The sequence below is a fragment of the uncultured Winogradskyella sp. genome, from assembly GCF_947498005.1.
Lineage (GTDB): Bacteria > Bacteroidota > Bacteroidia > Flavobacteriales > Flavobacteriaceae > Winogradskyella.
On sequence record NZ_CANMIW010000003.1, the window covers coordinates 526475 to 542712 of the forward strand.

Genomic DNA, 16238 nt, shown 5'->3' on the forward strand with positions numbered 1-16238 from the left:
AATTATATCAATAAGGCGTTGTGCTCAAATTACTTATGCTTTTTTAAAAGTACAAAATCAAAAGGCGTCCATAAACACGCTTTTAATCCTGCTTCCTTAAATCCATTATTTACCCAACTATTACATGTATTAATACAAGAATAGCTTCCCTTAGCTTTGTAGAAGTCATCTTTAGAAGTATATCCTTTATTATTAAGTGTTATTTTTTGTCCATCTTTATTCGTTTCAAAAGTATTCAATAAATAAGCATTTACCATTTTTAATTCTGAAGCATTCACTTTAACTTCTATCCAATTTGAACGCTTTTCTTTATATCTCGTTACATGCATAAGTGTTGAACTCTCGAGAATCATGGCACTAAATGCATTTTTAGCAGTAAGATCACTCCAAGTAGGTGTATTTAAATAAAAATTTTCATCTCCCCAACCAAAAGACAAATACGCCTCAGATTCAAAATGTTTTAAATCCTTTAATAGTAAGCTATCTAAATTTTCTTTGGGAATTACAATATCTAAATGTACGCCGTTTGTAGTTAAGTATATTGATTTACTAAAATCTGCATGCTGTTCTTTTCTGTCTATTGTAATGTAACTCAGAACTAATGATATAATTAGATAAGTAAAAGGGATTAATAGTACATAAACAATCCATTTAAAAATCCTCTTTATTAATTTCATCTCAATCTACTATTAATCTTTCTCTACAAACATCTCATCCTTAAACCCTATTAAAAATAGTTTTTCTTTGGCTCTGGTAATCGCTGTATACAACCAACGAATATAATCTCTATCCATACCATTTGGTAAATAAGGTTGTTCTACAAAAATAGTATTCCATTGTCCTCCTTGTGATTTATGACAAGTTATGGCATATGAGAACTTAACTTGTAAGGCATTAAAAAATTTATTATTCTTAACGCCTAAAAAGCGTTTGTATTTAGAGGGTTCTTCTTCGTAATCTTTAGACACTTCTTGGTATAAACGGTTAGATTCTTCATAACTTAAAGATGCGCTTTCTACATCAATAGTGTCTAAAAGTAAAACGGTTTCAAAGGGTTTCATATTAGGATAATCTACCATTTTCACCTTTACTTCGGCAAATCTAAAACCATATAATTCTTTTATGCTAAATATTTCAAGCACTTCAATGATATCGCCATTCGCAATAAAACCAGCTTCTGTTGTTGGTTTTATCCAGAAATAATTATTCTTCACAACCATGAGATAATCACCAGCAGACAATTCAGATTCATTAAACAAAATACGCTGCCTAATTTGCTGATTATAAGCATTCGCTCGTTTATTGCTTCTGACAATTATAGCCGTTTCTTCGTAACCATCATTGCTGTAAGCATCATTAATGGCATCCATAATTTCATAGCCATCTATAAGCCGAACACTATCCGTAAAGCCATTTAGATCAAATTTAAAACTATCATAAAAATTAGATTCCAATACAGCTCTTAATTCGGTTGCATTGCTAAGAATTCCTGAATCTTGTTCTTGTCTTACAACTTCATCTAATTCTATACCAACAACGTCTTTATTGTAGTTTAAACTAAGCTTATTTTGATCTAAAGCTGGGCTTAAATCTGATTTTACGGGAGGCAATTGCGCCTTATCACCTATTAGTAATAATTTGCACTCATGACCAGAATAAACATAAGTCATTAAGTCGTCTAACAACGATGTACTCTCTATAGATTTAGAATCTGAAGGCGTATCAGGTATCATTGAAGCCTCATCTACAATGAAAATTGTGTTTCTATGCTTATTAGGTTGCATTACAAAATTAACGCCACCACCTTTATCTTTTTTAGGGAAATATATTTTTTTATGAATGGTAAATGCTTCCTTTTTAGAGTAATTAGAAATTACTTTAGCCGCTCTACCTGTTGGCGCTAATAAAACAGCACTTTTTTTAGCTTGCCATAAGTTAGATACTATAGTACCAATAATGCTAGTTTTACCAGTACCAGCATATCCTTTTAATAGATAAATTGAATTTTTATTACTGTCAAATAAAAATTGAGATAACTGCATTAACACCATATCTTGCTTAGATGTTGGTGTAAATGGAAATTTAGATTTTAATAAGGAATAAAATGCAGAAGCATTAGAAATCATAAAGAAATAATTATAGAGCAAGATAACATTATTCTCTTTTTTATAAGGTCATATTCTAATAAGTTATAGTTTTTTAATTAATTTTATTTTAGATAGTTTTAACCAACAAAAAAAAATTGTAGATTTGCGTATACACCTTAATAAATAATAAACAACATGAATGTAATATTAGCAATTGTAGCTCTCATATTATTAACCATCGGAATTGTATGGGTAATAGACAAGTTTGTTCCTAAAAAAATTAAACCAATACTGAATTTAGTGTTATGGGCATTAATTATATTTTTAGGCTATATCACATTTAATTTAGTTTATGATGAAATTAAATTTAATCAACTTAAAGAAGAACGTTTTAAAATAGTAATTGAAAAACTTATTGATATTAGAGATTCTGAATTAGCATATAAAGATGTTAATGGAAAATATACCGATAATTTTGATGAATTAATAAAATTTGTAGAAAACGGACAAGTGCCAATTACACAAAGACGTGACACGTTAGTATTAGATGAAGAAAGAACGGCAGCCTTTGGTGGAGTTGAAACTATGAAAACTTTAACTTTAATTGATACCTTAGATTATTGGAATTTAAAAGATTCTATCTTTAAAGGAAGTGATCGTTACAAAAGCATGATGAATGTTGGTATCGGTAAACCAGGTGCTAAATTTACTTTAAAGGCAGGTAAATTAGATGAATACCCAGTTTTTGAAGCAAGCGTAGAAAAATCAGTCATCTTAGCTGATCAAGACAAAGACCTAATTGTAAAAGAAAACCAAGTCGTATCTGTGGATGGCGTTAATGGTTCAGCCTTAACAGTTGGTTCTATGGATGAAGTTTTCACTAAAGGAAACTGGCCTAAAAGTTATACAAACAAAGAATAGTTTGAAAACAAACAATATTAAAGAACTGTCCATTCAAATTAATTTGAATGGGCTTTCTTTTTGTATTCTAAATAGAACTACAAACGAGATTGAATTTTTAAAAACTATCGATTTTGAACAAAAGCAATTACCTGATGCTGTTCTTAATCATTTAAAAACAGAATTAAGCAGTAATACTGCGTTTTCTGAAGACTTCAATGACGTTTTAGTAATTCATCAAAACGAACTAGCAACGCTTGTTCCCGAAAAACTTTATGATCCCGAGAATAAAGTAGATTACTTAAAATTTAATTCAAAAATACTTCGAAACGATTTTATAACAGAAGATCATATTTCGGTTAATGATAGCGTTAATGTTTATGTACCCTATGTAAACATTAATAATTACATTTTTGAAACTTTTGGAGAATTCGTTTACAAACACTCGTCGAGCATTCTTATAGATTCATTTCTTCAAAACCCAGAAACTAAGGAGGAAGAACCTGTTGTATATATAAATGTAAATAAAACGACGATAGAACTTTTGGTTCTTGAAAACAACAAACTTCAACTTTTTAATACATTTGAATATCATAGTAAAGAAGATTTCATTTACTATGTATTATTTGTGTTTGAACAATTAAAATTAGATGTTGAAACTACGACGACTCTGCTCAGTGGTAACATTGTTATTGGTGATCAAAATTTTGTAATGCTTTATCTCTACATTAGAAATGTAACATTTATAGACAAAACGTATAGTTTTAATATTGTAGCAGAAACCGATAGACGTTATCTGCACCAACATTATGTAATCTTAAATTCCTTTTAATGCGTATAATATCTGGTTTATATAAAGGCAGACGAATTTCGGCTCCTAAGAAATTACCTGTAAGACCAACTACAGATATGGCTAAGGAAGCACTGTTTAATATTCTTAATAATCAATATTATTTTGATGATATTTCAGTTTTAGATCTCTTCTCTGGAACCGGAAACATTAGCTACGAGTTTGCATCGAGAGGTACAGAACAGATTACTGCAGTAGATGCCAATTATGGTTGTATTAAATTTATTAATGAAACGGCAGAAGCTTTTGACATGAATATAAGCACCATAAAAAGTGATGTGTTTAAATTTTTAGAAAAGTCTAAGCAACAACATACCATCATTTTTGCAGATCCTCCATATGATTTTGATCTTGAAGCCTTTTCTAAAGTACCAGAATTAGTTTTTAAAAATGATTTACTAGAAGATCAAGGCTTACTGATAGTAGAACATTCTAAACACACAGATTTAAGTCTAATAGAACATTACGCTTATTCTAAAAGTTATGGTGGTAATATGTTTAGCTTTTTTGAAAATAAGACCGAATAAAACAAACAAAGCTTCATGTAAAACATGAAGCTTGTTTAATTAAGCAAATCTATAAGCCGAATTCTGTCTCATGACGACAACTTCGTTGTGTCAGAGCCTTATCATTTATCTACGCTTACTGTTACCAGCAAACTTTAGCTGCCTACCCTCTAACAATCGCGCGTGTACGCTCAAACGTTAGTTTACATGACATTGCACCACATAGAGTTTACCTGGTTTCACTACAGCATGACCTGTACATACTTTCTGTTGCACTTTTCCTAGCCTTACGACTGGTGGCTGTTAACCACTATGATTGCACTATGGTGTTCGGACTTTCCTCAGAGACATTTATCGTCTCTGCGATAAGGCGATCTGCTTGGTGCAAAAGTACATAAATTGTTAATAACTCCTGTTAATTTTAACCTCTTAGAATGGACTATTAAAAGGTTATTCTTAAATTTGTTATGTAGATTAAAATTTATCATAATAGCATTGGAAAGATGCAGTAACTATTAAGTAAAATTTGGAACATTTCGTAGTATCAGCTCGTAAGTACAGACCACAAACCTTTAAGGATGTTGTAGGCCAGCAAGCTATTACAAATACTTTACTTAATGCTATTGAAAACAATCACTTAGCGCAAGCCTTATTATTTACAGGTCCTCGTGGTGTTGGTAAAACAACATGTGCACGTATTCTGGCTAAAATGATAAATAGTGATGGCGATACAAAAGAAGATGAGGATTTTGCTTTCAATATTTTTGAATTAGATGCTGCCTCTAACAACTCTGTAGATGATATAAGAAGCTTAACTGATCAGGTTAGGATTCCGCCACAGGTTGGAAAATACAAAGTATATATTATTGATGAGGTACACATGTTGTCTCAAGCGGCTTTTAATGCGTTTTTAAAAACTTTAGAAGAACCACCAAAACATTGCATATTCATTTTAGCGACTACGGAAAAGCATAAAATCATTCCTACAATATTATCACGTTGTCAGATATTTGATTTTAAACGCATTACGGTTGCCGACGCTAAAGAATATTTAAAATATATTGCCCAAGAACAAGGCATTACCGCTGAAGATGATGCGCTACATATTATAGCACAGAAAGCAGATGGTGCCATGCGAGATGCGCTTTCTATATTTGATCGTGTGGTTAGTTTTTCTGGTAAAAATTTAACGAGACAAGCAGTTACTGAGAACCTAAATGTTTTAGATTACGAAACCTATTTTACGAGTACAGATTTAATTTTAGAGAATAAGATTCCGGATTTGTTAGTGCAATTCAACACTATATTATCAAAAGGATTTGATGGTCATCATTATATAGCTGGTTTGGCCTCTCACTTTAGAGATTTAATGGTGTGTAAAAATCCGTCAACCATTCCGTTATTAGAAGTTGGCGAAGATACTAGTATTAAATATCAAGATCAATCACAGAAAACCACACATACATTTCTTATGGAAGGTATAAGGTTAGCTAATGACTGCGATCTAAAATATAAAACGAGTAAAAATCAACGCTTATTAGTTGAGTTAACACTTATGCAACTTGCCTCTATCACTTTTGATGGAGAAAAAAAAAATCTTAAGCACTTCATAATTCCGCCTTCGTATTTCAAAGCGAGAGGCATTACTCCTATTCCTGTTACTAAAAAACCTAAGGTTGAAGGTGTAGCTTTTAACAATGCACAAGTAAAAACAGCAGAACAACCTAAACCAAAGGAGAGCATTGCGGACGTTTCAGAACCAGTTATAGCAGTTCCTAAGATATCCATTAATAATCCCAAAAAATCCACTTCAGGATTATCTTTAAAAAGTATTAGAGAAAAGAAAGAACATCTTTTACGTCAAATGGATGTAGTAATTGATGAAGATGATTTACCAAAAGAACCTGTAACGCAAGAAGCGTTAGATGAAGCGTGGAAAATCTATACCGCTAAAATGGATCAAAAAGGCGAAAAAATTATGGCTTCTATTTTACAAATGGATCAGCCAAAATTAAAAGGCACAACTATTTATTTAACCTATTCTAACAATACTAACAAAATAGAATTAGAACGTGCTGAGTTTCCTTTAATGGCATTTTTAAAGAAACGATTACTTAATTACGATCTTAAATTAGATATTACAGTTAACGAAGAAATTGCTAAAAAATACGCCTTTACACCATTAGAGAAATACGAGAAATTGAAAGAGAAAAACCCAAATATTGAGGTTTTACGACAAACTTTTGGATTAGATATATAGAATCTTTAGCATACAAAAATTGATAAACGCTGTTATAATATGAAAAATTTAATCTTATTATTTATTATCACAATCGCCTTTGCAAGCTGCGAAAACAGAAGAACACAAAGCCAAGCCCTATCTGAAAGCATTGAAGAATTCAAAAAAACAGTAAATTTTGAATCTAATGTTTTTATACCTGAAAACTATATAGAACGAGAAGTTGATACCTTAATGAGTAATGGTTATCGCGTAAAAATTAAAACGTATTCTGATATGACCAATACCGTTTTATTTTCTAAGATAAAAGATACGATCAATTACCAAACGCATTACAGAAATTTTAAATTCGATATAAGAGTAGAAAAACAAGGTCAACTTATTTATGAAGAAAGCTTTGACAAGGACAAGGCCAATAAGTTATTCGGTTATCGTGATGATTTTATAACAGAGTCTCCTTTGCATAACTTCAATAAATTAGCAGTTTTACAATCTATACAAGTAGATGACGAACCTACATTAAAAAACAAAGTTCTTATAGATGTTAGGTATACCATACCAGAGACCAATCGCTTTGCGCTACACACCTTATATGTAAATGATAATGGCACCATCAATATGGTCCATGCAACACAGAATTAATTATGTTAGGACTAAAATTACCAACAGATCCACGATGGGTAAATATTGTTGAAAAGAATATTGAAGATATTTTAATTGACCATGCCTATTGTGAGCAAAAAGCTGCAAGTACAGCAATATCTTTAATTGTTGGTTTCCCAGAATATACAGAACTCGTTCAGGAAATGATTGAACTTGTTAATGAAGAAATGAGCCATTTTAAAATGGTACATGATTTAATTTTAGAAAAAGGTTGGACGCTTGGTAGAGATCGAAAAGATGACTACGTCATTGCTCTAATAAAGTTCTTTCCTAAAGGTGGCAGCAGAACAACCCAATTAGTACATAGACTTTTATATGCTGCTTTAATTGAAGCACGTAGCTGCGAACGTTTTAGATTACTATCTGAAGAATTGGAAGATAAAAAACTTGCCAAATTCTACCGCAAACTAATGATTAGTGAAGCAGGACATTATACAATGTTTTTAAACTTTGCCAGAAAATATGGAGACAGAAAAGAAGTTGATGATAAATGGGAGGCGCTTTTAGATTATGAAGCTGAGATTATGACCAACCTTGGTAATAAAGAAACTATCCACGGATAAAAAAAAGTCTTAACTAGCGTTAAGACTTTTTTTTATTATTTTATTGCACTACCTAGAGTTTCATTCCAAAACCAAATTGCAATACATGATTTTTTGCTTCAAAAGATGTTAAATCTTCATCTAAAATATTTAATACACCATAGGCTGCTCTTGCATCAATAAAAAATTCATCTGTTATCATAAATTCCACACCAACCACACCAGAAAAAGCAAACGTAGAAAAGGCATCTTTATCTTTCCATGTTTTTAAACTAAATTGCGGTCCTACAAGGAACGAAAAACGTTCAGACACAGGTAAATTTAAAAGAATTGGCAGATGAAGGTAATCTGCTCTTAATTCTTGAGCTTTACCGCCTTCAGCAGACCATTGTAATTCTGTTCTTAGTCCTATTTTCTCATTGAATTCAAAATCTACAAATCCAGCAAATGCGAATCCATTTCTGTGTTGATTTTCAAATTGAGCATCTGGCTTATAATCTAAATTAGAGACATTTAGAGCACCTCTAACACCATAGATTAAATCTTGAGATAGACCAATACTAGTAAATGAAACGAATAATAATACAAATAAATATTTTTTCATAATAATCAATTTGAGATAGCTAATATAAATTAAATTCTATATTTATAATATCATAAGCAGAAAAATCCGACAAACTACACTATTTAAACTTGTTTTTTTATACTATAACACTAGAAACAGTTTCATAATACATACTTTTTATTATTCCATCAGATAGTCCAATTTTTGGCACATAAATATCTTTTGCTCCACTCCATTTCATAGCAGAAAGATAAATCCTTGTTGCAGGAATAATTACATCTGCTCTATCTTGGTTTAGATTTAGTTTAGTAATTCTTTCCTCGTAAGAATAATTTTGAAGCATTTTGTAATAGCTTGTAAGATAAAAATAGGTTAAGGGCTTACCTGCATCTTTTCCAGAAATTTTAAAAATCTTATTGATGTTTCCTCCAGAACCTATTAATTCTATTTTTTCGTACTTTTTAGTATTCTCCTTAATCCACTTTTCTAAATCTTGCCAAGTTTCATTTTTTACAATATCATTTAATAATCTTACAGTACCAATTTTAAACGATCTAGATTGCTTTTTATCTCCATTATGAATGATTGAAAACTCTGTACTTCCTCCACCAACATCTACATATAAATATGTTTTGTTTGGATTTATAAAAGATTGTAAATCAGTTGCCGCAATTATTGCGGCTTCTTCTTCTCCATCAATAATTTCAATATTGATTCCACAAGTTTCAGCAATTTTTTGAGTTAACGGCCCACTATTTTTTGCTTCTCTCATGGCTGATGTAGCACATGCTTTATAACGTTTTACACCATGCGACTTTATAATTAAACTAAATGCTAGCATGGTATCTAACATTCGTTCTTGATTATATTCTGAAATTTCTCCATTAAGAAAAACATCTGCCCCTAACCTAATTGGTACACGAACTAATGAATTTTTTTTAAAAATTACAGGCTCATCATCTTGTTCAATAATATTCGAAATCAATAACCTCACGGCATTAGATCCAATATCAATGGCTGCGTATTTCTGTATCTTTAGCATATTATCCTTCTAAATTATTTATATAATATTTATAGGTATCAAATTGCGCTCTTACTTTTGGGTTATTATTTTTTCGATAACTATTATCTTGATTTTCGTTTATTACTCTTGCTTTTGTATTATCATTCCAACATATATCATACAAATGCTGTAGTTCTTGTTTAATATCTTCATCATATATAGGACAACTTACTTCTACTCTATTATCAATATTTCGTGTCATCCAATCTGCAGACGATATATATATTTTAGGATCATTCTGATTACTAAAAATATACAGACGTGTATGCTCTAAAAACTTGTCTATTATACTAATAATTTCAATATTTTCACTCATACCTTTTATGCCAGGTACTATACAACACAGTCCTCTCACGATCATTTGTATTTTGACTCCTGCTCTACTTGCTTCATATAATTTATCGATCATTTTATAGCTACTAATGCTATTCATTTTCAATTTTATATATGCTGATTTTCCGTTTTTTGCACTTTCAATTTCTTTATCTATTAATGCAAAAATCTTAGTCTTAGTATAGTGAGGTGAGGTTATAATATGTTTGTATCGGTTTACCTTATAGTTAACTTCAAAAAAATTAAATACTTTATTGACATCTTTTAAGATTTTAGGATTTGCAGTCATCAGCGTAAAATCGGTGTAAATCTTTGCAGTAGACTCGTTAAAATTACCTGTACTTACAAATCCATATCGCACTATTTTTTCATTCTCTTCACGCTCTATAACACACATTTTACAATGTACTTTTAATCCTGTAACACCAAAAAGCATCGTAACACCTTCTGCTTGCATTTGCTCTGCATAATTAATATTTGCTGCTTCATCAAAACGTGCTCTTAACTCTATAGAAACAGTTACTTTTTTTCCGTTCTTTGCTGCGTTAATTAAAGAACTAGCAACGTGAGAAATTTGTGCTAATCTATAAATGGTTATTTTGATAGTTTTTACTTTTGGATCTAAAGCTGCTTCTCTTAAAAATTTAACGATATAAGAAAACGTATGGTAAGGTGTATAAACTAAATAATCTTTTTTGGCAATAGTACTAAAAATACTTTCCTCTAAACTAAGCCCTCTTACTGGTAATGGTTTAATTTTTTCATAGAGTAAATCTGTTCTTCCCAAACTTGGAAAACTCATATAATCTCTACGGTTATGATAACGACCTCCAGGAATTATACTTTCCTTTTCATCAATTCCCATATGTGTTAATAGAAACTCTAATGTATCTTTTTCTATACTTTTATCGTAAACAAACCTAACAGGAGCTCCACTTTGCCTATCCTTTACACTCTCTGTAAGTTTATCTATAAAACTTTTGCTTAAATCACTATCAAAGTCTAACTCACCATCTCGAGTTATCTTTATCATATGTGCACTTATAGAATCGTAATTAAATATATTGAAAATTTCATCTAAGCAATATCTTAGTATATCATCTAACATTATAATGTAATTACTTTCACCTTTATTAGGTAAAACCACAAAACGATCCATAGCTGCAGAAATCTCTATCAATGCAACTTGATCTTTTAAATTCGGGCTAGACATTTTTACCGTTAGGTAAGCAGAAATATCCATTAACTCTGGTAAAGCAACTTCTTCATTAAGCATTATAACTACTAATGCTGGACTTATCTCTTGATAAAAATAGTTCATTATAAACTCATGATGATTTTCATCAATCTCAGTTTCATTTATAATATGTATATTTTCTTGTTGTAGTTCTGCTTCTATTTCTCCAAGAATCTCTACACTATGACCTTGCTGCTCAATAACTATTTTAGTTATTTCCTCTAACAAATCACCAGCTTTAATTCCACCTAACTCACTTTTACCGCCTTTACCGGCTTCATATATTCTTTTTACAGTAGCATATCTAACTTTAAAAAACTCATCTAAATTATTAGAAAATATACCAAGAAATCTTAAGCGCTCTATAAGAGGCACATTTTTATCTTCTGCTTCTTGAAGAACGCGTTCATTAAATTTTAGCCAACTAAGTTCTCTATTAATATATATGTTTTTGTCTTTAGTCATTTCTTAATTCCTTAGGAATAATTATAAGTTCTGTTGTTCCTTTTTTTAAATCTTGCCAACTCTCAATATTAAATTTTATAGTAATTAATCCGCTAGTTGGAAGATTGTCTATAAATCTATCACCAAATATATTAGAAATAGATGTGAAAGCATGGTTGTGACCAAAAATCATTATGTTATTTAAGGTGTTTGATAAATTTTTAATAAATTCTATAACATTTCTACCATCAAAATCATACAATTCTTCAACTACAGAAATTTTTTCATTTGAAATTTGAAGTATTTTAGTAACAATTCTACACGTACTCAATGCTCTGTTTGCTGGGCTTGAAAATACTTTCTGTGGCAAATATTTATTTACAACTAATTGATTTGCAACCAATATAGCATCATTTTCCCCTCTACTTTGTAAAGGCCTTTCACGATCTATTACATCATACTTCCAAGATGATTTTCCGTGCCTAATTAATGTTATAGTTTTCATATTATTACGATAAAACGCAAATTTATCCGACAAAAGGTTGTGTGTCTCCGATTTAACGAGTAAATTGCCCTCTTAACTCTAAAGTTTGTGTATGGTTTAAGTTATAAGTTACTTTTGTTACGTAAAATTAATGTAAATGATCCCAAATCAAAAAATATATTAATCCATTAATTATATTTCATTTACACTAGTATTATCTCCCTCTATATTTTAACAAAAAAAACGAATAATATTATTATTCAATGCTAAAAATGTTTAGACTCAAACTCCGTTTGCTGTTTAAATTTTTGGTGGATTTATAATATCATAGACATTTAAGTTATGATAAAAAATATGGAAAAAAAATACAATTGTATTTCTGTCGTAAAATTTGCAAAAGCTATGTTCATAGGCTTACTTGTTGTTTTACCAAATTTATTAATTGCTCAACAAGCACCATCAATTCAAACGGGTGTTACTTTTCAGTGGTTAGAGGCTACACAACCAGATGGCACATATCCTGCGACCATTGAGTCTGTGACTATTGACGGCCAAGTTTATAATTCATTTGTTGTTCCAACCGATTATGAAATGACACGCGTAGGTCATAATGGCCATTCTCATAACCATATAAAGGAAAATTCAGCTACTATATTTAATGACAGTAGTGACCCACTTTGGCACAATGCAGCATTGTCTGCTTTTCAAGATAAAAATCTTAATCACTTTTTCTCGTGTAGTAATAATGGTAGAAATATTTGCCTTGATTTTGATGCCGTGGCAGCCACAGATGCGCAAAAACAAACTATTTTTTATAATCCATCAATACCTGCTAATGAAGGTGGTGTACTAGCTATTACTGAGCGTAATGCTAACAACTGTTATCATATTGCAGTCTTTGGAACTCCAGTAGGCGGTGGAGCCGAGCAATTTTTAGGTGAAACTTTTGTAAGGTCTAATAATAATTCCATAAATGGTGCTTTCTATCCTCCTAATCAAATACCCAATTCAGGAACAGATTATTGGTTAACAGATCGTACTGTAGAGCAAAATAAAACTCTTGGTATGGCTTTATTTTATTTAAGTGATATTGTACCTATTGGATCAAAAATCACAAAAATAGAATTTAACGCATCTACAAATGATCATGGTGATGGAAAATTTTTAATAATGCAAAAATACGCTGTTGATAACCATCAAATTAATTGTATTAATGAACGATATTCTGGCGATTTAAAATTAACGAATAATGCTCCTGAAAATTCTACTTATACTTTAGTCTCTGCTCCAACACCTGCAGGAGACTTTTTTGAGTTTAATACAGATGGAACATACACATACACACCAACAGCAGATTTTACAGGTGAAGTAAGTTTCGAATACAGCGTATGTCTACCATCTCCAAACCAAACAGTTTGTGATCAAGCATCTGTTTTTATGAATTTTGTTGACTTACCCCCTAACCCAACATACACCGTTGATTGTAACGTTGCTGGTGATTTTACTATAGAAGTGACTTCTCCTTTAGGTACAGAGTTTGAATACAAACTTAATGGCATGGCATATCAAAGTTCGCCTACATTTACTGTACCTACTGGTGCTTATAATTTAGTAATTAAAAATGTTAATTCTAATTGTGAAAAATATTTTACAGATAACCCAATCATGGTTTCTAACATGAAGATTACTGCCGACATTACTGATGTTTCTTGTAAGTTAGGTGATGATGGAGCAATCGATATTTCTGTATCAGGTGGTACTACACCATATACATATAGCTGGAGTAATTCTGCAACATCTGAAGATTTGAGTAACATATATGCAAACACCTATACAGTAACCGTTACTGACGCCAATGGATGTACTAAATCTGAAAGTTTTGAAGTTGAACAACCAGCAGAAGAGTTGGCTGTTGAAGTAGATTGGATAAAACACGTAGACTGTTTTGGTAACAATTCTGGAGATTTTAAAGTTGAGGGTTCTGGTGGAACACCTCCTTACTTATATTCTGATGATGGTGGGCTAACAACTCAATCTAGTGATTTCTTTGCACCGCCTTACTATGCTGGTAATTATACCATTACAATTATTGATTCCAAAGATTGTACATCTACAGTTGATTTAGAAATCACAGAACCAGATGAATTAATTGTCACGGCCTCTTCAATTACAAATGTTGAATGTAATGGCGATAATACAGGTGCGATATACTTAAATGTAGAAGGTGGAACTCCACCTATTTATTACACGTGGGATGACGGTTCTACAAATGATAACCTTACAAACCTTAGTGCAGGTACTTATAATGTAACTGTTGCCGATTATTATGGGTGTTCCGTTTCCAAGAGCGTAACCGTTTCTGAGCCACCATTTAAAAATCTTAATTCAGAAATTTATGCAGCAACATGCAATAATGCTGGTACTTTTGATGATGCTTCAGATGACTTTATTACATTTACTGTAGAACCAGATGCTCCGACTGACTATTTCCAACACCCTTACACCTATAATGTAACTGCAACTCAAAATGGATCTCCTGTTAATGTTTACTATAATAAAACTCTATATACCTCAGATTCAAACGTAATTTCTGAAGAAATTGCAAACAATGTGAGTTATGGATATTCTACAGATTTTATAATTCATAATGGTGGTCTAGGATTGGGAGATTTTGTAATTACAATAACCTCTAACCCATGTGGATTAACAGAAACATTGAATCTAACAAATCCTGGGACGTGTTCAGAAAATTGTGTGCCTGAAGCTACAAATCAGCAAGTTACGTACACTTTTGAATCCGATTTTATTTTTACTGATATTGATGAGTTCGCTGTAAATATTCCAAAATTTGATCCTGGTAGTACAAGAACCTTAACACAGGTTGACGTAAGTTATTCAAGTGAATTTAGAAGCGCACTGCTTTTTGAAAACACAACCACTAATGGGTTTGTTAGAGGCGCAATTGACGCAAATGTATCTTACTCTATTGGCAGTCTTAGTGCTATTACTGCAAATCTTGAATTAGCTAGAACAAATGGTTACGCAACTTCTCAATATATTCCAATTAATGAAGAAGTTTTAGTTCCAGCTGAAGGTAATTGGCCTGGAGATAGTATGCCTTCTGAATCTACATATAATGGAATGCAGGAAGCATTTAATCTATTCGTTTCTAAATCATTTTTATTAGGTATTGATCCTACAAATAATCCATTATGGGTCACAAATATCATTAATGACCCAACTACAGATGACGATATTGTTTATATACTAGATACAACTTTGGATAGCGGAAATTCCGTTTACACCTCTGTTAGTGACCTTGGCAACTTTATTGGAACTGGTGTTTTACCTTTAAATTTTGAAACAAATAGTAACTCCTCTTCATCTTCTACAGGTAGTAGTTTAATAAACTTTATGAGTAATGCGCGTTATAAATATGAAGTAACATATACATATAATGTTAGTGAAAGTATTGTAATTGGGACTATAACACCTACAAATGCGAATTGTAATGGTGAAGCTTCAGGTAGTGCAACAGCATCAGTTTTTGGTGATGCAACACCTTTTACTTATATATGGTCAAATTCTGAAGGTAATCCTATTGGAACGAATTCTCCAACATTATCCAATGTTGTTGCTGGAACATATTCTCTTAAAGTTATTGATGCTAACGATTGTGAAGTTACGGACAGTGTAACAATTTCCGAACCTAGTGCTCTAACGGCAAATTTTGTTTATAATAATAGTGTAAAGTGTTTCAGTGAAGAAACCGGTAGTATAAAATATATAGGCGAAGGAGGTAGTCCTCCTTATAGTTATTCTATAAATGATGGATCAACAACTCAATCTGAAAGTTATTTTGAAAATCTGGCAGCAGGTAATTATACATTTACTGTAATTGATGCTAATGATTGTGAATACACTATTGATTTTGAAATAACAGAACCTGACGCTTTAAATCTCTCTGTTACTAAAGTAGATGCAACTTCAACGCAAGGTTGTGATAACGGTTCAGCTGATGCTTCTACAACTGGTGGAACAGCACCTTATACTTATTTATGGTCAGCCTCTGCCTCTAATCAAACTACAGCAAATGCTACTAACTTACCTGTAGGAGATCATACTGTTGTTGTTACTGATGCTAATGATTGTACAACTTCACAAACTATAACTATTTCTTGTACGGACGATTGTGATATTGTTACAAATTCTGGAACTATTACCAATGTTTTATGTAACGGAAACGATACTGGTGCAGCAACTGTGTCAGCGAGTTCTGTGATTAATCCTACCGCTACTTTTACTTTTACATGGTCTAATGGCGA

13 protein-coding genes and 1 other RNA gene are annotated in these 16238 nt (G+C 31.6%); 7 read left to right on the forward strand and 7 right to left on the reverse strand.

The window, feature by feature from the left end; genetic code table 11:
* Positions 1-29 precede the first annotated feature (29 nt).
* A complete protein-coding gene (locus Q0891_RS08150) occupies positions 30-677 on the reverse strand; it encodes a DUF2459 domain-containing protein (protein ID WP_299100555.1) in 648 nt (215 codons plus the stop codon).
* A 12-nt stretch (positions 678-689) separates the two neighbouring features.
* Complete coding sequence (locus tag Q0891_RS08155; RefSeq protein WP_299100557.1) at positions 690-2126, reverse strand: ATP-binding domain-containing protein; 1437 nt, start codon at positions 2124-2126, stop codon at positions 690-692.
* 156 nt (positions 2127-2282) lie between these two features.
* Between Q0891_RS08155 and Q0891_RS08160 the strand changes: the two genes are divergently transcribed.
* Genes Q0891_RS08160 through rsmD form a run of 3 tightly spaced genes read left to right on the forward strand, consistent with a single transcriptional unit; the run spans position 2283 to position 4364 of the window.
* Positions 2283-3008 (forward strand): hypothetical protein, encoded by a 726-nt coding sequence (locus tag Q0891_RS08160; RefSeq protein WP_299100559.1) that lies wholly within the window; start codon positions 2283-2285, stop codon positions 3006-3008.
* Between the two features lies 1 nt (position 3009).
* Positions 3010-3819, forward strand: coding sequence for a DUF3822 family protein (locus tag Q0891_RS08165; protein ID WP_299100562.1), 810 nt, complete (start codon positions 3010-3012; stop codon positions 3817-3819).
* Entirely contained in the window at positions 3819-4364 is a 546-nt protein-coding gene (gene rsmD, locus Q0891_RS08170; protein ID WP_299100564.1) for a 16S rRNA (guanine(966)-N(2))-methyltransferase RsmD, read from the forward strand. Before Q0891_RS08165 ends, rsmD begins: the two co-directional genes overlap by 1 nt.
* 36 nt (positions 4365-4400) lie before the next feature.
* Here rsmD and rnpB read toward each other — a convergent pair.
* Positions 4401-4725: RNase P RNA component class A (rnpB, locus tag Q0891_RS08175), an RNA gene on the reverse strand.
* 144 nt (positions 4726-4869) lie between these two features.
* Between rnpB and dnaX the strand changes: the two genes are divergently transcribed.
* The 3 genes from dnaX to Q0891_RS08190 are packed head-to-tail and all read left to right on the forward strand — an operon-like array spanning position 4870 to position 7808.
* The gene (gene dnaX / locus Q0891_RS08180) at positions 4870-6603 is read left to right on the forward strand and encodes a DNA polymerase III subunit gamma/tau (protein WP_299100566.1); all 1734 of its coding nucleotides are present in this window, start codon (positions 4870-4872) and stop codon (positions 6601-6603) included.
* Between the two features lie 39 nt (positions 6604-6642).
* Positions 6643-7224, forward strand: a complete 582-nt coding sequence (locus tag Q0891_RS08185; RefSeq protein ID WP_299100568.1) for a hypothetical protein — start codon at positions 6643-6645, stop codon at positions 7222-7224.
* Positions 7225-7226: 2 nt separating this feature from the next.
* Positions 7227-7808 carry a tRNA-(ms[2]io[6]A)-hydroxylase gene (locus Q0891_RS08190; RefSeq protein ID WP_299100570.1) on the forward strand — a complete coding sequence of 194 codons (582 nt, stop codon included), beginning with the start codon at positions 7227-7229 and terminating at the stop codon, positions 7806-7808.
* Between the two features lie 52 nt (positions 7809-7860).
* Here the strand turns inward: Q0891_RS08190 and Q0891_RS08195 are convergent, their stop codons facing one another.
* From Q0891_RS08195 to Q0891_RS08210, 4 genes are all read right to left on the reverse strand, one after another.
* Positions 7861-8391 carry a porin family protein gene (locus Q0891_RS08195; RefSeq protein ID WP_299100572.1) on the reverse strand — a complete coding sequence of 177 codons (531 nt, stop codon included), beginning with the start codon at positions 8389-8391 and terminating at the stop codon, positions 7861-7863.
* 97 nt (positions 8392-8488) lie between these two features.
* Positions 8489-9394 carry an exopolyphosphatase gene (locus Q0891_RS08200; protein ID WP_299100574.1) on the reverse strand — a complete coding sequence of 302 codons (906 nt, stop codon included), beginning with the start codon at positions 9392-9394 and terminating at the stop codon, positions 8489-8491.
* Position 9395: 1 nt separating this feature from the next.
* Positions 9396-11450: a polyphosphate kinase 1 gene (gene ppk1, locus Q0891_RS08205; RefSeq protein WP_299100576.1), complete on the reverse strand. Its 2055-nt coding sequence runs from the start codon at positions 11448-11450 to the stop codon at positions 9396-9398.
* Complete coding sequence (locus tag Q0891_RS08210; RefSeq protein ID WP_299100578.1) at positions 11443-11934, reverse strand: histidine phosphatase family protein; 492 nt, start codon at positions 11932-11934, stop codon at positions 11443-11445. The genes ppk1 and Q0891_RS08210 overlap by 8 nt, the downstream gene beginning before the upstream one ends.
* A 333-nt stretch (positions 11935-12267) precedes the next feature.
* Between Q0891_RS08210 and Q0891_RS08215 the strand changes: the two genes are divergently transcribed.
* A partial coding sequence (locus Q0891_RS08215) for a choice-of-anchor E domain-containing protein (protein ID WP_299100580.1) occupies positions 12268-16238 on the forward strand: 3971 nt, incomplete at its 3' end.